The sequence below is a fragment of the Bacillus paranthracis genome (genome assembly GCF_001883995.1).
In the GTDB taxonomy this organism is placed as follows: domain Bacteria; phylum Bacillota; class Bacilli; order Bacillales; family Bacillaceae_G; genus Bacillus_A; species Bacillus_A paranthracis.
In genome coordinates this window covers 39431-62768 of the sequence record NZ_MACE01000029.1, presented here as the reverse complement: position 1 = coordinate 62768, position 23338 = coordinate 39431, and the positions used below count along the sequence as shown (strand labels likewise).

26 protein-coding genes and 1 pseudogene are annotated in these 23338 nt (G+C 36.4%); 6 read left to right on the top strand and 21 right to left on the bottom strand.

Features of this window, described 5'->3' with window-relative positions; translation table 11 throughout:
* Nucleotides 1-384: 384 nt before the first annotated feature.
* The 8 genes from BAQ46_RS13160 to dnaE all read right to left on the bottom strand — a co-directional run bounded on the left by BAQ46_RS13160 (nt 385) and on the right by dnaE (nt 11219).
* Nucleotides 385-774, bottom strand: a complete 390-nt coding sequence (locus BAQ46_RS13160) for an FxsA family protein (protein ID WP_000871627.1) — start codon at nt 772-774, stop codon at nt 385-387.
* 201 nt (nt 775-975) lie between these two features.
* Nucleotides 976-2733 (bottom strand): pyruvate kinase, encoded by a 1758-nt coding sequence (pyk, locus tag BAQ46_RS13155; RefSeq protein ID WP_001232661.1) that lies wholly within the window; start codon nt 2731-2733, stop codon nt 976-978.
* Between the two features lie 53 nt (nt 2734-2786).
* Entirely contained in the window at nt 2787-3746 is a 960-nt protein-coding gene (pfkA, locus tag BAQ46_RS13150; RefSeq protein ID WP_000821160.1) for a 6-phosphofructokinase, read from the bottom strand.
* Nucleotides 3747-3874: 128 nt separating this feature from the next.
* Nucleotides 3875-4849: an acetyl-CoA carboxylase carboxyl transferase subunit alpha gene (gene accA / locus BAQ46_RS13145; protein ID WP_000818794.1), complete on the bottom strand. Its 975-nt coding sequence runs from the start codon at nt 4847-4849 to the stop codon at nt 3875-3877.
* Nucleotides 4837-5706 carry an acetyl-CoA carboxylase, carboxyltransferase subunit beta gene (gene accD, locus BAQ46_RS13140; protein ID WP_000942861.1) on the bottom strand — a complete coding sequence of 290 codons (870 nt, stop codon included), beginning with the start codon at nt 5704-5706 and terminating at the stop codon, nt 4837-4839. The genes accA and accD overlap by 13 nt, the downstream gene beginning before the upstream one ends.
* A 185-nt stretch (nt 5707-5891) precedes the next feature.
* The gene (locus tag BAQ46_RS13135) at nt 5892-6536 is read right to left on the bottom strand and encodes a FadR/GntR family transcriptional regulator (protein WP_000204431.1); all 645 of its coding nucleotides are present in this window, start codon (nt 6534-6536) and stop codon (nt 5892-5894) included.
* Nucleotides 6537-6550: 14 nt separating this feature from the next.
* Nucleotides 6551-7759, bottom strand: a complete 1209-nt coding sequence (gene ystJ, locus BAQ46_RS13130; protein WP_169823863.1) for an NADP-dependent malic enzyme — start codon at nt 7757-7759, stop codon at nt 6551-6553.
* 133 nt (nt 7760-7892) lie between these two features.
* Nucleotides 7893-11219 (bottom strand): DNA polymerase III subunit alpha, encoded by a 3327-nt coding sequence (dnaE, locus tag BAQ46_RS13125; protein WP_000673751.1) that lies wholly within the window; start codon nt 11217-11219, stop codon nt 7893-7895.
* Nucleotides 11220-11261: 42 nt separating this feature from the next.
* Here dnaE and BAQ46_RS13120 point away from each other — a divergent pair, with 42 nt between their 5' ends.
* Nucleotides 11262-11675 (top strand): YtrH family sporulation protein, encoded by a 414-nt coding sequence (locus BAQ46_RS13120; RefSeq protein ID WP_001998397.1) that lies wholly within the window; start codon nt 11262-11264, stop codon nt 11673-11675.
* Nucleotides 11672-12175: a sporulation membrane protein YtrI gene (gene ytrI, locus BAQ46_RS13115; protein ID WP_001265735.1), complete on the top strand. Its 504-nt coding sequence runs from the start codon at nt 11672-11674 to the stop codon at nt 12173-12175. The genes BAQ46_RS13120 and ytrI overlap by 4 nt, the downstream gene beginning before the upstream one ends.
* 203 nt (nt 12176-12378) lie before the next feature.
* Here the strand turns inward: ytrI and BAQ46_RS13110 are convergent, their stop codons facing one another.
* A complete protein-coding gene (locus tag BAQ46_RS13110; protein WP_000545147.1) occupies nt 12379-13311 on the bottom strand; it encodes a DHH family phosphoesterase in 933 nt (310 codons plus the stop codon).
* Nucleotides 13312-13548: 237 nt separating this feature from the next.
* On the opposite strand from BAQ46_RS13110, the gene BAQ46_RS13105 reads away from it, so the two are divergent.
* Complete coding sequence (locus BAQ46_RS13105; protein ID WP_001144765.1) at nt 13549-13854, top strand: YtpI family protein; 306 nt, start codon at nt 13549-13551, stop codon at nt 13852-13854.
* 7 nt (nt 13855-13861) lie between these two features.
* Here BAQ46_RS13105 and BAQ46_RS13100 read toward each other — a convergent pair whose 3' ends face one another.
* The 4 genes from BAQ46_RS13100 to BAQ46_RS13085 form a co-directional block, all read right to left on the bottom strand.
* Nucleotides 13862-14125 (bottom strand): DUF3949 domain-containing protein, encoded by a 264-nt coding sequence (locus BAQ46_RS13100; RefSeq protein WP_000099739.1) that lies wholly within the window; start codon nt 14123-14125, stop codon nt 13862-13864.
* A gap of 89 nt (nt 14126-14214) precedes the next feature.
* On the bottom strand, nt 14215-15156 hold the full coding sequence (locus BAQ46_RS13095) for a phosphotransferase enzyme family protein (protein ID WP_071742018.1): 942 nt from the start codon (nt 15154-15156) through the stop codon (nt 14215-14217).
* A gap of 129 nt (nt 15157-15285) precedes the next feature.
* Nucleotides 15286-15609, bottom strand: a complete 324-nt coding sequence (locus BAQ46_RS13090) for a hypothetical protein (protein WP_061185510.1) — start codon at nt 15607-15609, stop codon at nt 15286-15288.
* Nucleotides 15610-15806: 197 nt separating this feature from the next.
* Nucleotides 15807-17120 (bottom strand): CBS domain-containing protein, encoded by a 1314-nt coding sequence (locus BAQ46_RS13085; RefSeq protein WP_000201583.1) that lies wholly within the window; start codon nt 17118-17120, stop codon nt 15807-15809.
* Between the two features lie 247 nt (nt 17121-17367).
* Between BAQ46_RS13085 and BAQ46_RS30645 the strand changes: the two genes are divergently transcribed.
* Nucleotides 17368-17526, top strand: coding sequence for a hypothetical protein (locus BAQ46_RS30645; protein WP_162200387.1), 159 nt, complete (start codon nt 17368-17370; stop codon nt 17524-17526).
* A 40-nt stretch (nt 17527-17566) separates the two neighbouring features.
* Here the strand turns inward: BAQ46_RS30645 and BAQ46_RS13075 are convergent, their stop codons facing one another.
* Nucleotides 17567-18250 carry a metal-dependent hydrolase gene (locus tag BAQ46_RS13075; RefSeq protein ID WP_000868938.1) on the bottom strand — a complete coding sequence of 228 codons (684 nt, stop codon included), beginning with the start codon at nt 18248-18250 and terminating at the stop codon, nt 17567-17569.
* A gap of 149 nt (nt 18251-18399) precedes the next feature.
* Between BAQ46_RS13075 and pepQ the strand changes: the two genes are divergently transcribed.
* Nucleotides 18400-19497 carry a Xaa-Pro dipeptidase gene (gene pepQ / locus BAQ46_RS13070; RefSeq protein WP_000994042.1) on the top strand — a complete coding sequence of 366 codons (1098 nt, stop codon included), beginning with the start codon at nt 18400-18402 and terminating at the stop codon, nt 19495-19497.
* Between the two features lie 30 nt (nt 19498-19527).
* Here pepQ and BAQ46_RS13065 read toward each other — a convergent pair whose 3' ends face one another.
* Nucleotides 19528-19905, bottom strand: coding sequence for a hypothetical protein (locus BAQ46_RS13065; protein WP_001998405.1), 378 nt, complete (start codon nt 19903-19905; stop codon nt 19528-19530).
* A 90-nt stretch (nt 19906-19995) separates the two neighbouring features.
* On the opposite strand from BAQ46_RS13065, the gene BAQ46_RS13060 reads away from it, so the two are divergent.
* Nucleotides 19996-20823 carry a DUF2785 domain-containing protein gene (locus tag BAQ46_RS13060; RefSeq protein WP_000941484.1) on the top strand — a complete coding sequence of 276 codons (828 nt, stop codon included), beginning with the start codon at nt 19996-19998 and terminating at the stop codon, nt 20821-20823.
* 14 nt (nt 20824-20837) lie between these two features.
* Here the strand turns inward: BAQ46_RS13060 and BAQ46_RS13055 are convergent, their stop codons facing one another.
* The 6 genes and pseudogenes from BAQ46_RS13055 to BAQ46_RS13030 all read right to left on the bottom strand — a co-directional run bounded on the left by BAQ46_RS13055 (nt 20838) and on the right by BAQ46_RS13030 (nt 23275).
* Nucleotides 20838-21044, bottom strand: a complete 207-nt coding sequence (locus BAQ46_RS13055) for a hypothetical protein (RefSeq protein ID WP_001248905.1) — start codon at nt 21042-21044, stop codon at nt 20838-20840.
* Between the two features lie 64 nt (nt 21045-21108).
* Nucleotides 21109-21301: pseudogene (locus BAQ46_RS13050) on the bottom strand (anti sigma factor C-terminal domain-containing protein); the annotation flags it as partial.
* Between the two features lie 153 nt (nt 21302-21454).
* Nucleotides 21455-21799 (bottom strand): DUF6176 family protein, encoded by a 345-nt coding sequence (locus BAQ46_RS13045; RefSeq protein ID WP_071742017.1) that lies wholly within the window; start codon nt 21797-21799, stop codon nt 21455-21457.
* Between the two features lie 2 nt (nt 21800-21801).
* The gene (locus BAQ46_RS13040) at nt 21802-22590 is read right to left on the bottom strand and encodes a GNAT family N-acetyltransferase (RefSeq protein WP_000736741.1); all 789 of its coding nucleotides are present in this window, start codon (nt 22588-22590) and stop codon (nt 21802-21804) included.
* The gene (locus BAQ46_RS13035) at nt 22587-22919 is read right to left on the bottom strand and encodes a cupin domain-containing protein (protein WP_061535705.1); all 333 of its coding nucleotides are present in this window, start codon (nt 22917-22919) and stop codon (nt 22587-22589) included. The genes BAQ46_RS13040 and BAQ46_RS13035 overlap by 4 nt, the downstream gene beginning before the upstream one ends.
* Nucleotides 22920-23065: 146 nt before the next feature.
* Complete coding sequence (locus BAQ46_RS13030; RefSeq protein WP_000540687.1) at nt 23066-23275, bottom strand: hypothetical protein; 210 nt, start codon at nt 23273-23275, stop codon at nt 23066-23068.
* Nucleotides 23276-23338 lie beyond the last annotated feature (63 nt).

Below are 23338 nucleotides of genomic sequence, written 5' to 3'. Positions count from 1 at the left end.
TTTATAATTATTACTTACATTTATTACTTTTTATGTAAATGAATAAATATACAAAATAGCACAGAATGAGACTTAAACTGACCATTTACCTGCCCTTATTTAACTCTTTTCGTTCCAATTCATTCTTTTACATACAAAAACAATCTTAAGTTCAGATTCCCACTTTAAACACACTGATTAAGAGCTAATAACTCCTCAAATCGAAAAAATACACAACAAATACAATAAAGTAAAACTTTAATCTACAAGGATCGTATCCCCATCGATTATTAACCGTCACGTTCGCAGCATGTTAAAACACATCTTTCGTTAACTGAACTTTAACCACCCTCTCATCCTGTTGCAGATAAAAAAAATAGTACTTAGATCGCTATGATCTAAGTACTATTTCTGCACAATAATAGTAGAGTTCTTTCTAAACTTCCATTCCATCCACTTCATAACAAACGGTTTCAACAAAGCCCTCGTCACAGGAATAACAAAGATAAAACCCATTATATCCGTTACATATCCAGGAAGCACTAAAAGAATACCCCCTACAAAGATAAAAATACCATCTAAAACCGCTGCTCCTGGCATTTCTCCTCTATTCAACTTAGATTGAATCTCTCCAAGTACTTTAAACCCTTGTCTTTTCGCCAAATACACACCTACAACGCCTGTAAATACGATCATAGCGAACGTAGACCACAAACCTATTACATGACTCGATCCAATTAAGACTGTAATCTCAATAGCCGGTATTAATATAAACAAGAATAGTAACCACTTCATAGTTCTACACTCCTTTCATATACCATCACTTTTAACGCCCTCAAAACGCTCATATACACCACATGAAATCCGAATGCACTTTCCTATCAAATTTCATAATAAATAGCTTTTAAAAGCAATTTCAGACGCCTCAAGCTAGTTTTATCTCATTTTTTGTGTAAAAAAAAAAGAGAAGGACTCCGATCCTTCTCTCCGTATTACTTATAGCACTTCCGCATGTCCATTATAAACAATTCCGCGTGCTGCATCAACTGTTACTTCTTGGCCATTTTTTAAAGTTGCTGTTACGCCGTTTACACCAACGATAACAGGAATACCGATTGATACACCTACAACAGCCGCATGGCTTGTTAGGCCGCCTTCTTCTACAACTAGAGCAGCAGCTTTTTCGATTGCAGGAATCATATCTTTATCAGTGCTTGTTGTAACAAGGATATCACCTTCGTTTACGTTTGCTACAGCTTCAGCAGCTGTTTTCGCTACAACTACTTTACCTTTTGCAGCTTTACGACCGATTCCTTGTCCTTTAGCAACTTCTTCACCAACAACGTGGATCTTCATTAAGTTTGTTGTACCAGTTTCAGCAACCGGAACACCAGCAGTGATTACTACAGTGTCTCCAAGTCCGATTAGACCTGCATCCATACCTGTTTGAATCGCTGTATCTAACATTTCGTCAGTAGAAGCTGCACGCTTCTCAGCCATAAATGCTTGTACACCCCAAACAAGTGCAAGACGACGTCCTACTTGCTCGTCAGATGTTACAGCTACGATTGGAGATTTTGGACGGTATTTAGAGATCATTTTCGCAGTATATCCACTTTCTGTTGGAGCTACGATTGCAGCTACATCAAGAGCAAGTGCTGTATGCGCAACAGATTGGCTAATTGCATCTGTAATTGTTGGAGTGAACTCTTTAATACGTTTTTTGAACATATCTTCATATTGTAATGATTTTTCAACACGTACTGCAATGTTAGCCATCATTGTTACTGCTTCTACTGGGTATTGTCCAGCAGCTGTTTCACCTGAAAGCATGATTGCGTCTGTACCATCGAAGATTGCGTTAGCTACGTCACTTGCTTCCGCACGAGTTGGACGTGGGTTACGTTGCATAGAATCTAACATTTGTGTTGCAGTAATAACTGGTTTACCTAACACGTTACATTTTTTGATTAGACGTTTTTGTACTAATGGTACTTCTTCTGGTGGAATTTCTACACCCATATCACCACGAGCTACCATTAAACCGTCAGAAACCTCTAAGATTGAATCGATGTTGTCGATACCCTCTTGGTTTTCGATTTTTGGTACGATTTGGATGTATTGAGCGTTATGCTCTTCTAGTAATTCACGGATTTCTAATACGTCAGCTGCTTTACGTACGAATGAAGCTGCGATGAAATCAACTTTTTGCTCGATACCGAAGATGATATCTTTTACGTCTTTTTCAGTGATACCAGGAAGCTTAATGCTTACGTTTGGTACGTTAACACCTTTTTTATTTTTTACAGTTCCGCTGTTAAGAACTTTTGTACGGATGTTTCCGTCAGCTTTTTCGATTACTTCTAGCTCGATAAGACCGTCATCGATTAGAATACGAGAACCTGGGTTTACATCGTCATAAAGACCAGCATAAGATACAGAGAACTTCTCTGCAGTACCTAATACTTGCTCAGTAGAAATAACTACTTCTGCACCTGTTACAAGCTCAGCTTGTCCGTCTACGAAGTCGTGAGTACGGATTTCTGGACCTTTTGTATCAAGTAAGATACCAACTGTTTTACCAGTTTTCTTTGAAGCTTCACGAATGTTTTTAATACGAGCGCCGTGCTCTTCATGGCTACCATGAGAGAAGTTTAAACGAGCAACGTTCATACCTGCTTCGATTAATTGCTCTAATTTTTCAATACTTTCACTAGCAGGACCTATAGTACATACAATTTTAGTTTTACGCATATTGCACCTCCGAAAATTATGAAACCGTTCCCAAATATCCGACATTACGCCGATTAGATGGATAATTCTTTAGATAATTGACACATATCTTTATCGATTGTATGTTTTTGAGCTAACGCTTCGATAATGTCATGATCAACAAGTTTATTATTTTGAATACCTACACAACGTCCACCTTTACCAGCAATTAACAATTCAACTGCTCTTGCACCAAGACGACTTGCTAATACACGGTCTTGTGCACTTGGTGATCCACCACGTTGTACGTGACCTAATACAGTTACACGAGTATCAAAGTTTGTTGCTTCTTCAATGTGCTTACCGAAGTCAATTGCACTTCCAACACCTTCAGCTACAACGATAATACTGTGTTTTTTACCACGTTCACTACCGCGTTTCAGACGAGCGATAACCTCATCCATGTCATACTCTTCTTCTGGAATTAAGATTGTCTCCGCACCATCAGCTAAACCAGCCCATAATGCGATATCACCAGCGTGACGTCCCATTACTTCGATAACATATGTACGTTCATGAGATGTAGCTGTGTCACGAATTTTATCAATTGCATCAATAACAGTATTTAAAGCTGTATCGAAACCAATTGTAAAGTCTGTTCCAGGGATATCATTGTCGATTGTACCTGGTACACCAACACATGGGAATCCTTGTTCAGTTAATTTTTTAGCGCCTTGGTAAGAACCATCTCCACCAATAACAACAAGTCCTTCGATACCGTGTTTCTTTAATTGCTCGATACCTTTTAGTCGTACTTCTGGGTCTTTAAACTCAGGACATCTTGCTGTATATAATTTCGTACCACCGCGGTGGATAATATCGCCAACAGAACCTAGTTCTAATTTTTCAATGTGACCAGAAATTAATCCAGCGTATCCATGGTAAATACCATATACTTCAATATCATGGAAAATCGCTTTACGAACAACTGCACGAATGGCAGCATTCATACCAGGTGAATCTCCACCACTTGTTAATACACCAATACGTTTCATTTGTACTCACCTCATAAAGATTATTTGCCTTATAATAAAATAACACGAAAAAATATAAAAATACAATGGAGAAGATGTGTCTTTTCATAATAAAAACGTGCATTCGCGAAGTGGAACGCACGCTTTTCTTATTTTATCCAAATGGAAGCGTTTGAAAACGAAACTTGCCCAATTTTCATATATTTTTCATAACGTTTTTCGATTAATTCATCTTTCGAAATTCCGTTTAATTGTTCAAAAGTTTTTCTAAGCATTAAATCTATATTTTCTGACTGTTTCAAAACATTACGGTGTGCTCCACCTTTTGCCTCTGGAATAATTTCGTCAATTACACCTAATTCTTTCAAATCTGCTGCTGTAATTCTCATCGCCTCTGCAGCTTCCTTTGCTTTTCCTGCATCTTTCCAAAGAATTGCCGCTGCACCCTCTGGCGTAATAACAGAATAAGTGGAATTTTCTAGCATATGAATGTAATCTCCTACTCCAAGACCTAGTGCACCACCACTACCACCTTCGCCGATAACGATACAAATAACAGGAACCGTTAAGCCTGCCATTTCAAATAAATTGCGGGCGATCGCTTCACTTTGACCACGTTCTTCAGCAGCTTTACCAGGATAAGCTCCTTTCGTATCAATAAAACAAATAATTGGACGATTGAACTTTTCCGCCTGCTTCATTAAACGCAATGCTTTTCGATATCCTTCTGGGTGAGGCATCCCAAAATTACGGCGAATATTTTCTTTCGTATCTTTTCCGCGTTGATGCCCGATTACAGTTACAGGCATCCCTTTATACTTCGCAATGCCGCCGACAATCGCTGCATCATCGCCAAATAGACGATCTCCATGACATTCAAAAAAATCAGTAAATAAGTGCTCAATATAATCGAGCGTTGTCGGTCGTTCTGCATGACGAGCAATTTGAACACGGTCCCATACTTTCATATTGCCGTATATATCTTCCTCTAAATTTTCTAGCTTGTCTTCCAAAATACGAATCTCCTCACTGAAGTCCATCTGGCTGTTTTTCGTATAGTCTTTCAGTTCACGAATCTTATTTCTTAGCTCAACAACTGGTTTCTCAAATTCTAGCTCTGCCATACAGCCATTTCCCCTCCTTGATGAACTTCTAAAATCTTACGAAGCGATTCTCTCATATCATCACGATGTACCACCGCATCTAATTGACCATGTTCTAGTAAGAATTCTGCCGTTTGGAAATCTTCCGGTAGTTTCTCACGCACCGTTTGTTCAATTACACGTCTACCAGCAAATCCGATCAGCGCCCCTGGTTCTGCAAGATTATAATCACCAAGTGAAGCGAAACTCGCTGAAACCCCGCCCGTCGTTGGGTGAGTCATAACAGAAATAAATAATCCTCCTGCATTACTATGCTTTTTCAAAGCTACGCTTGTTTTTGCCATTTGCATTAAACTTAATATCCCTTCTTGCATACGGGCACCACCCGAAGCAGTAAAGATAATAAATGGAACTTGTAAGTCGTATGCCTTTTCAACCGCACGGGCAATTTTTTCTCCTACAACAGAGCCCATGCTCCCCATTCGAAAACGAGAATCCATTACTGCAACAACAACAAGCATGTCATCAATTGTTCCTTCACCAGTTACAACCGCTTCGTTCAAGTCAGTCTTCTTACGATCGCTCTCTAGTTTCTCTTCATAATCTGGAAACTCGAGTGGATTTAATGAAACCATTTCTTTGTCATACTCACGGAATGACCCTTCGTCCAATATACTATCAAGACGTTCCCATGCATTCATAGGATGATGATATCCACAATTCACACATACTTTTAAATTTTTTAGAAGCTCTTTCGTATACATGATTTTTTTACATTTCGGACATTTTGTCATAACGCCGTCTGGTACATCTTTTCGTACTTGTTCTGAAGGTATTGCAGCGTACTTTTTCTTTTTCACGAATAAATCTCTTAGCACAATTTGACCCCCTTCGTTGAGAGCTAAGGTTAGCGTAAGAAGAAAATTGGGCTAACACCAAAGTTTGATGTTAGCCTTATCTTCTCAATCTGTCTAATAACCTCACTCTTTACGTTTAACTTTAACCGCTACGCGATAGAATGTTTGTCATAACGTGTCATGGTCATTTCGACAAATTTTATACATTACGAGTGAAACTGTATATTCTCTACTAATTCATCGTAAATTTTTAGTGCATCATTTTCTTGTTTTTCTTCCAAAATAGCGTAAAGCTTTCTATACATATCGATAGAATCTCCTGAAACTTTACAAGAAAGCGTTGATACGTAATCATTTACGATCATCCAAATGCGATATAGTAAATAATTATCGACTTGTTCAATAAGTGTTTTAAAGAACGTTTGGTGAAGCATTGGAACTGAGTTTTCATTTCCTTCAAGCACTTGATGTAATTTACTTAGCACTTTAGAAAACATTTCTTTCGGTAAATTACATACAATTCGAATCATATCTTTCTCAAGCAATCGTTTTGTTTGTAATAAATCACGAATTGTTTTCTCATCTTGCAGCAAGAACGGAGCAATCAATTGTACAAGACCGTTATCGTAAAAGTTTCGAATAAACGTCCCTTCACCACGTCTCGTTTCAATTAATCCTACAAGTTCTAAAGCACGCAACGCTTCTCTTACAGAGGAACGTCCTACGTTTAAACGTGAACTTAACTCACGCTCAGACGGCAAACGATCCCCTGCTACCAATCCATCCTCTTCCATAATGGAACGGATTTTTTTTACAATTTCGAGATATACTTTTGTATTTGATGATGTCAATGGAAATTCCTCGCTTATTCTTTACCAATCAGCGCTAATTGTTTTGTTTTCTCAGCAACTTCATTTGGATCTACTTGACGGCGAGCTACTCCTGTCTCCATTGCAGCTTTTGCAACGTAAGCTGCTACTTGAGGCGCTACACGCGCGTCAAACGGTGCTGGAATGATATAGTCTGCATTTAACTCATCTTCTGCTACAAGCTCAGCAATAGCTTGTACAGCTGCCATCTTCATTTCTTCGTTAATTTGTGTCGCATGTACGTCAAGTGCACCGCGGAAAATACCAGGGAACGCTAGTACATTATTTACTTGGTTTGCGAAGTCAGAACGACCCGTTCCAACAACAGCTGCGCCCGCTGCTTTTGCCAATTCTGGCATAATTTCTGGAACTGGATTCGCCATTGCAAAAATAATTGCATCGTCATTCATTGTACGAACCATCTCTTCTGTTAATGCACCTTCTGCAGATACACCAATGAATACGTCCGCACCTTGTACAACATCAGCTAAAGAACCTTCGATACGATTCTTATTTGTATATTTTGCCACTTCATCCTTCACCTGATTCATACCTGTAGGACGACCATCATAGATTGCCCCTTTACGGTCACACATAATAATGTCGCGTACGCCATAGCGATATAAAAGTTTAATAATTGCAATACCTGCTGCACCTGCGCCATTTGCGACAACTTTAATGTCAGACATTTTCTTTCCAACTAGTTTTAGCGCGTTCACAAGACCCGCTACTGTTACGATAGCTGTTCCGTGTTGATCATCATGGAAGATAGGAATATTTGTTTCTTTTTTCAAACGTTCTTCAATAATGAAGCAGTTTGGTGCTGCGATATCCTCTAAGTTAACGCCGCCAAAAGTTGGCTCCATTAATTTTACAGTTTCAACAATTTTATCTACATCGTTTGTATTTAAGGCAATTGGGAATGCATCTACACCAGCAAAGCTCTTGAATAATACAGCTTTACCTTCCATTACTGGAAGAGATGCTTCAGGTCCGATGTTACCAAGACCAAGTACAGCCGTTCCATCTGTCACAACTGCTACCATATTTCCCTTCATTGTATATTCATATACCTTACTTTTATCGTCATAAATTTCTTTACAAGGTTCTGCAACCCCTGGAGAATATGCAAGACTTAAATCTTTTGCATTTTCTACTTTTACTTTTGATACAGTTTCTAATTTTCCTTGATGCACTTTATGCATGTGAAGTGCTTCTTCACGAAGTGTTGACAAACTATCCACTCTCCTCAAATTATTCTTGCTGATATCAATTTCTCCAAGTGGTCTGACCACGAACACTACTACTATAATAATCGAAGTGTAGGGAAATTGTCCATTATATTTTCACAACCACATTTTCTTCCCCGACAATTTCACGAAGTGCTCCTAAACATTCTTCACTTGGATGAATCGATAAACTTCGTGATAATTGTACCATTTTATGTTCCTTTTCATAATAAATTAGTACTTTCGCAAAACCCGAATAGTCAAACAATATTTTAGTAACCTGATTTAAAAGCTTTTTCTCATATTGAGATGGCAATTTCACGTAAACAGACGCATCTTTCTTTTCTTCATACACATCCATTTCTTCTAACGGATATAGTCCATTTACAATCCATTGCAGCTTATGATTTCTAAGCTCAATCATGCCGTCAACTAAAACAATTGCTCCTTCTTGTAACTTATCTGAGAAATGTATATACGTTTCGGGGAAAAGAACTGCTTCCATTTCATCATTTTGATCACAAAATGTAATAAATGCCATCTTTTGCAACTTTTTCGTACGAATCACTCTCACGCTTGTTATGTACACGATAGCTCTTTGTACTTTTTTCTTATGTCGCATCGCCTGAGCGAGAGTTGGAATTTCTAATTCTTTCGCTAACTTCACATACTGCGCTGTCGGATAGCTTGATAAATAAAAACCTAGTACTTCCTTCTCTTTATTTAACTGTTCAATAAAAGAGAGCTCTTCTCCTTGTACGTATTTTGATTTCGGAACAGCATCTCCTAAATCACGTGCAAGATTGGCATACTCTAACGCTCCTTTAAGACTTTTCCATAAATTCGTTCTCGAAACACCGAAATCGTCAAAACACCCAGACCAGACGAACGCCTCTAAATTTCGCTCTGTTACAAACTTTGATGGCATGCGCAGACAAAATTCAAATAAATCTTCAAACATTTTTTTCTCTCGTTCTTCGATTAATGCTGTCACTGTAGCCATTCCGATGTTTCGAATGGAAAGTAAGCTGTAACGTATTGCATTTCCTTCTATTTGGAAATTGTAACCACTTCTCTGAAGAGACGGCGGCAAAACATGAAAACCTTTTCGCTTCGTTTCGCGTATATACTGCACAATCTTATCTTCATTTCCAATTGCACTCGATAATAGTGCCGTCATAAATTCCAGCGTATAATTCGCTTTTAAGTAAGCAAGCTGATATCCAATCATACTGTAGGCTACAGCGTGACTTCGGTTAAAGCCGTAATTTGCAAATCTTACAATTAAATCATAAATTTTCTCTGCAGATGTCTCGTCATAACCATTTTGTAAACACCCTTGCACAAAATGCTTACGTTCCTGATCTAAAATATCACGATTTTTTTTACTCACTGCACGGCGTAATAAATCGGCTTCTCCGAGCGAGAAGCCCGCCAACTTCGACGCGATTTGCATAATTTGTTCTTGGTATACAATTACACCGTATGTTCTTTCTAAAATCGGCTTTAAGTCCGGATGTAAATATTCAATTTGTCTTTTTCCGTGTTTTGATTCAATAAAGGTTGGAATTTGTTCCATCGGTCCTGGTCTATATAACGAGTTAACAGCAACAATATCTTCAAATTCATTCGGCTTTAACCCGCGAAGCACATTTCGCATACCACCTGATTCAAGCTGGAATACACCTGTTGTATCCCCTCTACCTAACAATTGGAATGTCTTTTCATCTTGAAGTGGTAAATTTCTTATATCGATTTCTTTTCCTGTTTTTTGCACGATAAACTTTATAATATTTTCAAGTAACGTTAAATTACGTAATCCTAAAAAGTCCATCTTGAGCAACCCAAGTTCTTCTAATGCATCAGCTGGGTATTGCGTAACATACACATCGTTATGCCCTTCTTGAATTGCAACACTTCCGGTTAATGGCTCTTGGCTCATAATAACGCCAGCTGCGTGAATAGACGTATGACGCGGCAAGCCTTCTACACGTTTTGCAATTTCAAACACACGTTCATGCAGAAGATTCCCTTGTATAAATTCACGGAGTGATTGCGATTCCTCATATGCATCTTTTAACGTTATACCAAGCTTTGATGGGATAAGTTTTGAGAATATGTCGATATCTCGCGGCGGAAGACCCATTACACGCGCAATATCTCTAATTGCCGCTTTCGCTGCAAGCGTCCCAAACGTTACAATTTGCGCAACACGAAGCTGACCATATTTATCCTTCACATATCGAATCATCTCATCACGTCTTATATCCGGAAAATCAATATCAATATCTGGAAGTGTCACACGCTCTGGGTTTAAAAACCTTTCAAATAATAGATCGTATTCAATTGGATCAATATCTGTAATTTCTAATACGTAAGAAACGAGTGAGCCAGCCGCTGATCCACGACCTGGCCCTGTTAAAATATGATTCTCATGCGCATATTTCATAAAGTCCCATACGATAAGGAAATAATCACTAAATCCCATGCTAGAAATCACGTTTAATTCATGATTCAAACGATTTATATGTACTTCTTTCGGCGTACCATAACGTTTCTGTAACCCTTCTTCACAAACGCGGCGCAAATACATATCATTCGTCTCGTTAGATGGAACAGGGAATTTAGGTAATTGATTTACATGAAACGGTATTTCTACTCTACAACGTTCTGCAATTTCTACTGTGTTATAAATCGCTTCTTCTACGTGAGAAAATAGGGCTTCCATTTCATCTGATGATTTTAAATAATATTGATCTGTTTTCAGCCTCGGCCTATCAGGATCCGTCATTTTCGTTCCACTTTCAACAGATAATAAACATTCATGAACAAGTGCGTCACTTTGATTGATGTAGCGTACATCGTTCGTCGCTACAACCGGAATATTTATCCTATTCATAAATGCAGGTAATTTTTCTTGCAGAAGCAGTTCATCTTGAATCGCATGATGCTGTAAACTCATATAAAAACTGCCGAACATATTTTGATACATACGAGCTACTTCTTCAGCTTGACTCTCTTTGTCTTCTAATAATAATTGTTCGATTTCCCCATCTTTACCTGGTGAAATAGCAATTAATCCTTTCGCATAATGTGCAAGCCATTTCTTAGGAATACCTTCTTTTGACTTTGTCATAATGCTACTAGAGATCTTTAATAAATTTTGATAACCTATTTCATTTTCAGCAAGTAAGACAAGCGGATAAGACTTTTCTTCTTCTTCACTAAAAATAGAAGCTGTTAAGCCGATAATAGGATGTATACCATGTTTCTTACATGCTTTATAAAATGGAATAACGCCATACATAACATTTTCATCCGTAATAGCTAGCGATGAATAACCGAGCTCTTTCGCCCTAACTACAAGTTCATCAATTTTACAAGCACTTTTTAATAAACTAAAAACGGTTTGACATTGTAAATGCACAAACTTCACTGTTGTACCCTCTCTTTACCTATTTGACTACTTTTATTATAGGTGAAGAGGAAAGAGGAAATCAAAACATACTTCTTATACTTTGTCCATATATATGAAGAAGAAAGGGGAATGACGATGGATGTAAGAGAACACACTTTTTTCTCTCTGCTTATTATTAGTTACTTTATTGCCTTTGGGGTTATACTTGGTGGTTCATTAATTGGTGGATTTGGTGCATTTCTTATCGGAAAACCAACTCTCACTTACATTAATCAATTCGCCCAAAATTTAAGAATTTGGGCACTCGTTGCAGCGATCGGCGGAACATTTGATACTTTTTATAGTTTTGAAAGAAGTTTCTTTGGCGGGGATATGAAAGATATCGTAAAACAAATTCTCCTTATTTTTTTCGCAACAGGTGGTATGCAAACTGGTCTTATTATTATTAAATGGCTAACGCAGGAGCATGTATGAGAGTACCAAGTGCCAATACAGCAAAAAGATGGTATTTAGTTTTAGCTGGTGCTGCTGTTGGGGGCGTGTTGAGCTGGTTTATTTTTTTGTACATATACGGTGTTTTTCAAGAAGAACAAGCTAGTAAAATAGCAGAACAAAGAGAAATTATAGAAAAACAAGAAGCAAAACTCCACGTCCTTCTCGAAGATCAAGAAAAATTAAATACTGAAAATAAACGGCTCTTAACCATTCAAGAGATTAAAATAAAACTTATAAATCGAGAAAAATACGATTTAGACAACCTTACAATTGAAAACATGACTACTTCTATCCATAATGACCTCCAGCATCTTTTAACGAAAAACATACAAAGTATCGCAAAAAATAAAGACCTACTCAAAAAGGTAATCGAAAACAAAACGTACAAACATTACGATCGGCTATACCGTTTTAAAGTCGATACAATATCTTTTGATACCGTGCTGGAAATTAGCATTACGATAGAGAAAGAAAAATAAAGTGAAACTTTAATCAGTGGGGGGTTTCTTCATCCCCCACTGATTATTAGTTGAACCAATCGGGCTTTTATGGGCAGTTGATCCCCCACCTAACTTCTTTGCTTTCGCTGAAATTTGAGGTGGGGGTCTTACTGCCCATTAAAGCGGGATAAAGAAGGAGGGGTTTAGCGCCACTCCTTCTTTTCGTTCTAACATATAATTTCTTATTTACAAATCTCACGTAAATCAGCAAATAGACGATCCGCTTCCTCCCAAGAAGATGCTTTTGCACCAGAAGCCATCGGATGTCCTCCGCCGTTATATTGCATTGCTAATTTATTTATAACTGGTCCTTTTGAACGAAGGCGAACACGAATCACATCGTCTTCCTCTAAAAATAGAACCCATGCCTTTAATCCATCAATATTACCAAGTGCTCCAACAACGCCGGATGCCTCAGAAGGAAGTACATCAAATTCTTCTAATACTTCTTTCGTTAATTTAATGTAAGCTGCTCCTTCTTCTACCATCGTAAAGTTTTGTAAAATATAACCGTTTAAACGAGCGATTTTTTCTTTTGTCTTATACATTTCATTGTATAAGTCTGTGAATTTCACACCCATGTCAACAAGCTCACTTACGTAACGAAGTGTTTTTGCTGTTGTATTCGGGAATAAGAAACGACCTGTATCCCCAACAATACCCGCTAAAATAAGACGAGCTGCTTCTTTTGTTATTTTTAATCCTTTATCTTTTCCATAATTATAAAACTCATAAATCATTTCACTTGTAGAACTTGCTGTCGTATCTACCCACGTAATGTCTCCGTATGGATCTTCATTTGGATGATGATCAATTTTGATTAACATCTTCCCTTTTGTATAGCGTTGATCGTCAACACGTTCTTGGTTTGCTGTATCACAAACGATAACGAGCGCATTTTCGTATACACTATCTTCAATATCATCCATTACTCGTAAATATGCTAATGACGGTTCATTGTACCCAACCGTATAAATATTTTTCTCTGGAAACGATTCTTGTAGAATTGTACTAAGACCGCCCTGTGAACCTAACGCATCTGGATCCGGACGCACATGACGATGAATAATAATTGTATCAAACTCTTTAATTGCTCCTAAAATTTGCTCATGCATATGTATAATCTCCTTTTTATTCAACTTCTTCACTTTAACGTGCAGTAAAAGCCCAATGAATGTGGGCTAATCATTAGCACGGACACATCCCCACACTAATGAAAGTCTCACTTTATCCTCCATTATAACGGAAAGTATTTCATACATGCGAACAATTGCTTTATAATAAAAATTAGAAAGTTTAGATATTTCTTTTTTCTCTACTATTTTTTTCATAAAGCGATGGGAGTGTGCATGATGCCAGTATTAGTCTTCTGTATTATCGTCTCATTTATGTTGTACCTCTTCTACAAAACAAAATACTTTCGTACAAACCGCCCAATGGAGAAAGGTTGGCTCTCAGGAAAATCCGCAATGGCACTCGGTTCATTCGTCTTATTCTTCGGGATAAACCAATTCTTTTTAGAACTTTCAACCGCTCGTATTATCGTTGGTATCTTATTCGTTCTATTTGGCAGTGCAAGTGTATTTAATGGATTTCGCCAATACAAACATTTCTTACCATTAGCAGTTGAAGAAGCCGAAGTCTATGAAGCAACGTAAAAAAGCATCAACATTGTGATGCTTTTTTACGTCCTCTAACTTTCAAAATCATATATGCGACAAACGCAGAAGGAATATTGAATGGATTGCCTTGCACATGGAGATGTAACTGTTCTTCCCCAAAAGACATTTTTTCATATAGCTCTCGCTGAGATAATCCTGTTTTTTTCTTTTTTTCATGTAAACCTTGTAAGTATAAATATTGAATCGGTATCATCACAAGGAAGTAAAATAGTGCGATACTACCAAAAAAGAGTACTGTCGATGACATCATGCATACCACCTTTCAGAAATCCATTTTCTTACAATTAAATTATAACATAGTCTAGAATCCAAATGAATTAATATTCTGTTTTTTTATCAGACAATTGTCTTACTGTATAACTCCTCTTCCGCATACTGAATATATCGGCGAATGAAATAATCAGGATTCTTTTTAATAGGTTCAATATCAAGTCTTAATGGTATTTTCCCTGCCATATAAAAGATTCTTAAAGCAGTTCCAAGTCGAATGGCTGCTTCCGAAATATTCCCCCCATATCCCATCATGAAGTTCCCCCATGCCTCTTCTAACTGTCCAGAAGCAATTAAATGCAATCTAGGAACACCAATATCAAACTCTTTATACCCAAATCCACATTCATCAAAATCGAGTAAATACCAATCCTCTTTGTCTACAAGAATATTTCCAAAATGCATATCTCCGTGAACAAATTGTTTTTCTCCCAATTGAATTGAGTTTGTAAGTTCTTGTATTCTTTCTGCAATTCTCAAGCATTTATTTTTATCCTCATAAGATAAAAAAGAAGCATGTAATAAACATTGTAAAGGCTCATGAATCATCTTTTTCTCGCTATATATAGGTCTTTCATAACCCCTCCAAGTTTGCGGCACACTTTTAAGTACTCCATTTGCTTTTTCATGAAACATTCGCATGAGTGATCCAAGTTTTTCATAATCTTTATCCTTTGGTTCTATAATTTCACTTCCATTTATAAACCTAAAGACAACAAAATACTGGATACTTCCCTCATCTTTCATAACAGGTGTGATCCAGTCACCATCTTTATTTACAACTACTTCTGGTACTAACATTTGTTTTTGTATCGCTATTAACCAATGTATTTCAGCTTCTATTTGCTCGGCTATATAACGTCCTTCTCTATACTGCCTAACTACAAATTTATTTTTGTCCGATTCGAACATATATGTTTGATTTTCTCCCCCATGCAACAATGAAACTTTCATAAGACTATTTAAATTATATTGCTTACATAACTGCTCTTTAATGTGAAAATCCATTCTTCTCCCCCCTAGTACATATAGTGCAGCATAGTTTCCCTTTAATAATTAGTAGTGTAAGCTTTTCTATCGACTAACAACCAATTCTCTAACCTGATATAGATTAGCTAAAGTCTCCAACATATACTGCTATTTTTGCACTTCACTACCCAAACTCTTACGCAGCTTAAATAACAGCTTCAAAATCCAATAAAACAAAATAAAATTAAGGAAAAAACCTAATGGATGAAACGAAAATTCCCATCCACCATAATAAACAAATGTTTCAGCTGGTACACCAAAGTATAGAAAATCGCCCTTATTTTCTCCAGCTGTAGAGATAAAGGAACAAACAATAGCGAAAATCAAACTTACTACATACAATTTCTTTTTCTTTATATCCATTCTTCGATGTGTTAACACATGAAAAGTTATTGCAAATACTACCCCTAAAAAGAGAATTATTACTCCCATTCGACACCTCCACAATTATTGTTCAAGCATCTTCAAATGATTGCACGCTTCTATTTATAAATATGAAACAGAACGTAATTTACCTTTTTCTTTTGCAATTCAAAACATAATAGATTCAGTTGATAACTAAATTTTAAAAAGCTCTACTATACCTTCTTAAAAAAATGGAACAAACCAAAGCGGCTTGCTCCATCTTTTTATTTATCGATCAATTGCACCATAAGTAATGCTTTCCCAACAACATTACCTTCATGATGTACTTCTACATCAACCTTACCAAATTTACGTCCTATTTCTAATACTTTCGGATGAACCGATACAACATTGTCAATTTGAACTGGTTTTACGAAATAAATTGTTAAGTTCTCAACAATTAAATCGCTCTTCTTTTGCGCACGAATAACGCGATTCGTTGCTTCTGTCACAATCGTTGCGAATACACCGTAAGATAGCGTTCCGATTGAATTCGTCATTTGCGGTGTCACTGAAAATTGATATAGATGCTCATTTTTCGCTTCTTTCGGCGTCATAAATTGATTCGTTACAATATCATCGATTGTTTCACCGACTTGCGGTTGACGCTGAATCATTTGCAACGCCTGAAGTACATCTTGACGGCTAATAATACCTTGCAACTTATTTCCTTCATCAACAACTGGAAGTAACTCAATACCTTCCCACACCATCATACGCGCCGCAGCTGCGACAGACATTTTTCCATTTACCGTAATCGGATGCTTTGTCATCACTTTATCAATTGGTGTTTCTTTCGCTACACCGATCATATCTTTTGAAGTTACAATACCTAACACCTTTTTATTTTCATCAACAATCGGATATCTTCCGTGCATCGTCTCTTCGTTATACGCATGCCATTGCTGCACTGTATCATCTGGCTTTAAATATAACGTTTCTTCAATTGGCGTTAAAATATCTTCAACGAGTACAATTTCTTTCTTAATAAGCTGATCGTAAATCGCACGGTTAATTAACGTTGCAACTGTAAATGTATCGTAACTACTTGAAATAATCGGCAGTTTTAATTCATCTGCTAATTTCTTCACATGATCTTCCGTATCAAATCCGCCCGTAATTAACACCGCAGCTCCGGTTTCTAACGCTAATTGATGTGCGTTCGTACGATTACCGACAATAAGTAAGTTTCCAGCTTCTGTATAGCGCATCATCGCTTCTAATTTCATTGCTCCGATTACGAATTTATTTAACGTTTTATGTAGTCCTTCTCTGCCTCCAAGTACTTGACCATCGACAATGTTAACGACTTCTGCATATGTCAGCTTTTCAATATTTTCTTTCTTCTTTTGTTCAATTCGAATTGTTCCGACACGTTCAATCGTACTAACATACCCTTTATTTTCTGCATCTTTAATTGCACGATAAGCTGTACCTTCACTTACACTCAAATCTTTTGCAATTTGCCTTACAGAAATTTTATGCCCTACTGGCAGGCTATTAATATGTTCTAAAATTTGGTTATGCTTGGTAGCCAAATGGTTTCACCATACTTTCTTTTCCCTAAATTCTTCATGTGTTGTATTTTCAGTATACTATATTTTCAAAACTGTTACACTCTCTCTTTGTATATCTGTACTATTTTTTTTATAACAAAATACACCTTACATTACACCACTTCTTCTATTACAACAATGTAATGGTATTGTCATCTCGTTCGATAGTTTGTCCAGCCACTTCCATATACAATGAAGACAAGAAATGAAACAAAGGAGCGGATACATGATGAAAAAATTATTAGAAGTTGTAGGTGCTGTATTGTTAGCTTTCGTAGACGGGAAAAAAGTTGCAATGGAATTGAATGAAACACCTGAACAGCCACTTCCAAAAAGAAAAGAATCATCAAAACAAGTACAACCTTTACAAGCTGTCCTACACACGTAAAAAACCCTTCACTTGTCTTTTCAAATGAAGGGTTTCTTTTCTATAGTGTAATACTTTCTCCAGCTTCTAATACTTTCCCTGTACAATTTTGTAGCTTTTCTACAAATTGATATGGATCTTGTTCAATAACCGGGAACGTATTGTAATGCATCGGTACAACAGTTTTCGCCTGAACCCATTTTGCTGCTAAAACAGCATCTTCTGGTCCCATTGTGAAATTATCACCAATTGGTAAAAATGCTACATCAATGTTATTTAATTCCCCAATTAATTTCATATCAGAGAATAGAGCAGTATCCCCTGCATGGTACAAAGTCTTCTCTTCTGCTGTAAATAAAATACCCGCTGGCATACCTGTATATGTAATCGTCTTATTTTCTTCATCAATATAACTAGAGCCGTGGAATGCTTGTGTAAACTTCACTTTTCCGAAGTCAAATTCATGTGAACCACCAATATGCATCGGATGTGTTTTTACACCTTGCCAACTTAAAAATGTCGCTAGTTCAAATGGTGCCACTACAACTGCATTATTTTTCTTCGCAAGTTCTACTGTATCTCCAACATGATCACCATGACCGTGTGATAAAAGAATCGCATCTACTTTTACATCTTCAGCCTTTAAATCTGTTTTGGGATTTCCTGTTAAAAACGGATCAATTAAAATTACTTTTCCATTCGTTTCAATCTTTACAACTGAATGCCCGTGATAAGATACTTTCATTATTACATTCCTCCCCTTATTACATTCTCACTTTTTATTCTACATGATTTTTCAATTCCCTGTCTTTTCTAACATCGATTTACTTGTCATAACGCTTTCTTCCGAGTTAAAGTTATATTTGTAATTAAATATCTCGGGGGTGCCAATCGATGAATGCTAGATTAGAAAATTTAATGCAATGGCTAAAAGAAAAAAACGTTGAAGCTGCGTTCTTAACTTCTACACCGAACGTCTTCTACATGACAAACTTCCACTGTGAACCACACGAAAGACTTCTTGGTATGTTTGTATTCCAAGAAAAAGAACCTATTTTAATTTGCCCTAAAATGGAAGAAGGCCAAGCACGTAACGCTGGCTGGGCACATGAAATTATCGGATTTACTGATACTGACAGACCATGGGATATGATTGCAAAAGCAATTAAAGACCGCGGTATCAATGCAAATGCAGTTGCAATTGAAAAAGAACATTTAAACGTAGAGCGCTACGAAGAATTAACAAAATTATTCCCAAATGCAGCTTTCACGTCAGCTGAGGAAAAAGTTCGTGAACTTCGTTTAATTAAAGACGAAAAAGAACTTTCTATTTTACGCGAAGCAGCTAAAATGGCAGACTATGCTGTTGAGGTTGGTGTAAATGCAATTAAAGAAGATCGTAGCGAACTAGAAGTATTAGCAATTATTGAACACGAATTAAAAACAAAAGGCATACATAAAATGTCATTTGATACGATGGTATTAGCAGGTGCAAACTCTGCTCTTCCACACGGTATTCCAGGTGCAAACAAAATGAAACGCGGCGATTTCGTACTATTTGATTTAGGCGTAATCATTGACGGTTATTGCTCTGACATTACACGTACAGTGGCATTTGGCGACATTTCTGAAGAACAAACTCGTATTTACAACACTGTACTTGCTGGACAACTACAAGCAGTTGAAGCATGTAAACCAGGTGTTACACTTGGTGCAATCGACAACGCTGCTCGTTCTGTTATCGCAGATGCAGGTTACGGCGACTTCTTCCCACACCGTCTTGGTCACGGACTTGGAATTAGCGTACATGAATATCCAGATGTAAAAGCTGGTAACGAGTCTCCATTAAAAGAAGGTATGGTCTTCACAATCGAGCCAGGTATTTACGTACCAAACGTAGGTGGCGTTCGTATTGAAGATGATATTTACATCACAAAAGACGGATCAGAAATTTTAACGAAATTCCCGAAAGAATTACAATTTGTAAAATAATAAAAAAGGCAGCGTGAGTGCTGCCTTTTTCTATTTCCGCTTTAACACCATCTTCTCTTCATACTTATCATCCCATTTAATCACAATCTCTATCGGTTCATCTTTAGATAGAGGCGCACAACTTACACAAGAAGACTTCATTTCAATCTTTGCTCCTTTATGATTTTCTGACGTTTGTGTCATTGTGCTAAAGGCTCCATTAATAGCAATCTCTAAATTTTTAAATTCTGTATTTCCATCTCCGCCCTTATACTGAAATGTAAACATTCCATCTTCACTGTCATCCTTAATATGGCCTTTATATTGTCCCGTCCAACTTTTGCTCTCGCTAGAAAAAGTAACATACCAAATCGAGCAGCTTCCTAAAAAGAAAATACTAATGAAAAAGAATAATGCTCTCTTCATCATGCCCCTCCATTCAAATGCACTTATTTATTGTCTATTTCTTCCTTCTATTATACTATTAAAATACAGAATTTTCTAAAATGGGAGGTTTATATGTTACAACAACAGTTAGAAGAAATTCGTAATAATAATTACATGCTGGATAACAAAGTTAACATTGATTCTTTAAGTTCCAATATGCTTGAACATATCGGTGTTACTGATAGCTATTTAAGAGACAAACTTATTTACTCTACTTTTTATCATCTCATCAAAAAGGAATACCTTTCACACACGCAATTACAGAAACTACTATTAGAAAGCATCAGTGAAAAATATTTATTGTATAAGATTCATTCGGCTGATGAAGATGCGGTATTTACGCGAGCATTTACAACATTATTAATTGCCCTCATTATTGATGCTGATACAAATCATAATTTCTTATCACGGACTGATATTTCAAATGTAAAAGATCAACTAATTCTATATATGAACAACGAACATGATTTCCGGGGATATGTGCAAGACCACGGCTGGGCACATAGTATCGCTCATGCTTCCGATACATTTGAAGCGCTTGTTCGTAGTCCTAAACTGGAAACTTTATATTACGAAGAAATATTACAAACTTTATTAAACAAAGTCTGTGTCCATTCTATTTACTACAAATATGAAGAAGACGAGCGTCTCGTTTATCCGATTGTGGCAATGCTACAAAATGGTCTAAAGGAAGAAGTACTCCTATTAGCCCTTCATGACTTAGTAGCTCAATTACCCGTCAAAAAACAAACATTACATATTGAATCGTACGAGTACTTATACGGAAATGTAAAATCTTTCTTACGTAGTTTGTTTTTCCGACTACGCACACTGTCTATATGTGAAGAAACCGAATGCAAAATTGAAAAATTGCTACAAGAACTTCCAAAATATTATTAAAAAAAGAAGGCCACTTAAAAAGTGCCTTCTTCTATTTCACTAATATTTAATTGAAATTTCACGATCCAAACTGAGAAAAGGTGGACAAGAAGCGCAAACGCCATACATGCTCCGCTTAAAAAAGTTAGTATAGGATGCGAATACACGTGCCCTAATCCATAAGATATTGCCACGAAAAACATTGTTATGTAAATATAAATCGCTCCATGTATTTGCCTCATATAAAACCTCCTTTCCCCATATTATAACATAAATTTTCTGATTATTCACATTAATAGACTGTAATTAATATTTCTCAACTGTTACACCTCTAACAGCAGCCTTAATATATGGTGCTCCTTGTAAACTTTGTAAATCCTCTGTTTTTCCTGTTACGACTACACCGTATATTGGTAGGTCTTTTGGTTTTGTGTTTTTTATTTCTTTATAGTTTATCCTAAAAGATTCTTAATATCCCACTTTTATTTTCACTTAAAGATATCCAAATACAGCTTTTCTACATTTTTATCATAATAAAAAGCACATCTATTTTGATGCGCCCTTCACATATACTTTAGTAACATATAAATCATTTTTTGAAACAAAAACTCTCACTCAGATGACCATTTTACGGTTATAAAATACCAATCTATTATTTCATCGCATCCTTCACACCATCTTGAATCATAACGACTTCTGTTTTCATATCAACAGAGGAGACTTCCTCATCAATACATTCATACCAAAATTCCAAATGCTTTTTATCAATTTCATGATGAGAATTTTCGACAAGAGCCCCGCCTTCTCCTTGCACAGAATACCAATATAAGTACTCTTCTCCATCTCTTATTTCCCGGAAAATTGTCTCAACGTACATCTTTTCGTCGTTTAATGTCAAAAGCACTTCTTTCATATTGTCATTCAGAAGCTGCATCCATTCATCTACACGATGACTTTTACCAGGCTTCACTTTAAATCTCGTTAATTCCACATTCATTTTTATTCCCCCGTTTTCTTCCGTACAAATAATCTATATTCTATTGGATTATGAAAACTTAATTTGCTAGCTAATTTTCGCGAAGAAGTATTGTCTACATAACAATCCCAGCACGGTGTAATATCATTTTGCATGCAATGCTCAATGAACCGCGTCGCAACAGCTTGAGCTAACCCTTTCCCTTGATATGCTTTATGCGTCACAATATCAATTTCAGCAAATCCGTTTCCACTAAATATTGAAACACATTCCGCTACAATCATTCCCTCTAGTTCTATACAAAATCCAAAACCATCGTTTAAAAATGTTTCTTTTGATCCCCAATATTCTTTGTAGTACTCTTCTGTAAATTCACTGCTTCGTTCTATATATCTTCTATCAATACGCTTCACTTCATATGTATTTTTGTTACAATTTCGTTTTCTCTCTTCAAAGATTACGCTTTGAAACTTCATTCGCGGGATGTTTCGAAGTACATGACTAAAACGTTCTTCTATCATCATTTCCCACTCGTCACTCGAAGAGAACAATGTAAATCTCTTCTCTGTTTTTTCAATAGCCTTTTTTATAAAAGAAAATAAATCTTCGTTGTAATTTTGATCATCAGTATGACCAAATAAATAATAAATGCCATTCGCTGTACGAATTAGTCCTGCTGTTAACTTCTCGTTTACAAAAACATCACCATCTATCACTTGATCACATACCGCATAAGCAAACGTCGTCGTTTTTGTATGGCTTTCTAAAATCGGAAGGATTTTTCTATACTCAGCTACAGATAATTTTTTCATAATTGCTCCACTTTAATCGTATCCGCCTCTATATGTTCAAAACAAAGATTTACCGTTCTCTTTAATGCTCTCGTTCTATGAATCGTACATGCTGGAATTAAAATAGAATCATTCGGCTTTAATACCGCTGTTTCTCCATCTTCAAAATCAATAAGTAATTCTCCCTCTAACACAATAAATAATTCATCTGAATTAGAATGATAGTGCCAATCATATTCACCAGTAAACACAGCGATTCGTAAGCAATGACTATTTACATTTGAAACGACGAAGTTTTTATGTTGCTCTTGAATGTCTTTTGTTATCTCTATTAAATTTATTTTTCCCATAGAATCTCTCCCCTTTACACCCCTTTATATACTTATCTTAAAATTAACATAAGAGGTATTTTACTAACAAGAAAAAAATCCCATATTCTGAAATCAAAAAAGATCCCTAATCTTTCCTAACTATAAGAAAAATTAAAGATCTTTTTTTATTTTATCGGAAATGTACTATCTCCAGCAGAAAGTACACCTTTCATATAACCTTTTGCAAAATCAGGCAATCCAATAATAAGTACTGCGGTTACAATTCCAATACCAATACCTCTTAGTTTCGGATTATTCTTCTTTTTACCTAAAATCATTGTAATAATTCCTGCTATAAGCAAAACAAATGACAAAATATCATAAATATACCCCATGTTGTGCCTCCCATTCTCATCCTAATTTCTTATTATATATATTATAAGATGTTTTCATTTTAA

Coding starts and splice junctions, on each gene's coding strand:
- BAQ46_RS13160 (WP_000871627.1), bottom strand. CDS start 774: ATGAAGTGGTTACTATTCTTGTTTATATTAATACCGGCTATTGAGATT.
- pyk (WP_001232661.1), bottom strand. CDS start 2,733: ATGCGTAAAACTAAAATTGTATGTACTATAGGTCCTGCTAGTGAAAGT.
- pfkA (WP_000821160.1), bottom strand. CDS start 3,746: ATGAAACGTATTGGTGTATTAACAAGTGGTGGAGATTCACCTGGTATG.
- accA (WP_000818794.1), bottom strand. CDS start 4,849: ATGGCAGAGCTAGAATTTGAGAAACCAGTTGTTGAGCTAAGAAATAAG.
- ystJ (WP_169823863.1), bottom strand. CDS start 7,759: ATGCATAAAGTGCATCAAGGAAAATTAGAAACTGTATCAAAAGTAAAA.
- ytrI (WP_001265735.1), top strand. CDS start 11,672: ATGAGAGTACCAAGTGCCAATACAGCAAAAAGATGGTATTTAGTTTTA.
- BAQ46_RS13110 (WP_000545147.1), bottom strand. CDS start 13,311: ATGCATGAGCAAATTTTAGGAGCAATTAAAGAGTTTGATACAATTATT.
- BAQ46_RS13105 (WP_001144765.1), top strand. CDS start 13,549: ATGCCAGTATTAGTCTTCTGTATTATCGTCTCATTTATGTTGTACCTC.
- BAQ46_RS13100 (WP_000099739.1), bottom strand. CDS start 14,125: ATGTCATCGACAGTACTCTTTTTTGGTAGTATCGCACTATTTTACTTC.
- BAQ46_RS13095 (WP_071742018.1), bottom strand. CDS start 15,156: ATGGATTTTCACATTAAAGAGCAGTTATGTAAGCAATATAATTTAAAT.
- BAQ46_RS13090 (WP_061185510.1), bottom strand. CDS start 15,609: ATGGGAGTAATAATTCTCTTTTTAGGGGTAGTATTTGCAATAACTTTT.
- BAQ46_RS30645 (WP_162200387.1), top strand. CDS start 17,368: ATGAAAAAATTATTAGAAGTTGTAGGTGCTGTATTGTTAGCTTTCGTA.
- BAQ46_RS13075 (WP_000868938.1), bottom strand. CDS start 18,250: ATGAAAGTATCTTATCACGGGCATTCAGTTGTAAAGATTGAAACGAAT.
- pepQ (WP_000994042.1), top strand. CDS start 18,400: ATGAATGCTAGATTAGAAAATTTAATGCAATGGCTAAAAGAAAAAAAC.
- BAQ46_RS13065 (WP_001998405.1), bottom strand. CDS start 19,905: ATGATGAAGAGAGCATTATTCTTTTTCATTAGTATTTTCTTTTTAGGA.
- BAQ46_RS13060 (WP_000941484.1), top strand. CDS start 19,996: ATGTTACAACAACAGTTAGAAGAAATTCGTAATAATAATTACATGCTG.
- BAQ46_RS13055 (WP_001248905.1), bottom strand. CDS start 21,044: ATGAGGCAAATACATGGAGCGATTTATATTTACATAACAATGTTTTTC.
- BAQ46_RS13045 (WP_071742017.1), bottom strand. CDS start 21,799: ATGAATGTGGAATTAACGAGATTTAAAGTGAAGCCTGGTAAAAGTCAT.
- BAQ46_RS13040 (WP_000736741.1), bottom strand. CDS start 22,590: ATGAAAAAATTATCTGTAGCTGAGTATAGAAAAATCCTTCCGATTTTA.
- BAQ46_RS13035 (WP_061535705.1), bottom strand. CDS start 22,919: ATGGGAAAAATAAATTTAATAGAGATAACAAAAGACATTCAAGAGCAA.
- BAQ46_RS13030 (WP_000540687.1), bottom strand. CDS start 23,275: ATGGGGTATATTTATGATATTTTGTCATTTGTTTTGCTTATAGCAGGA.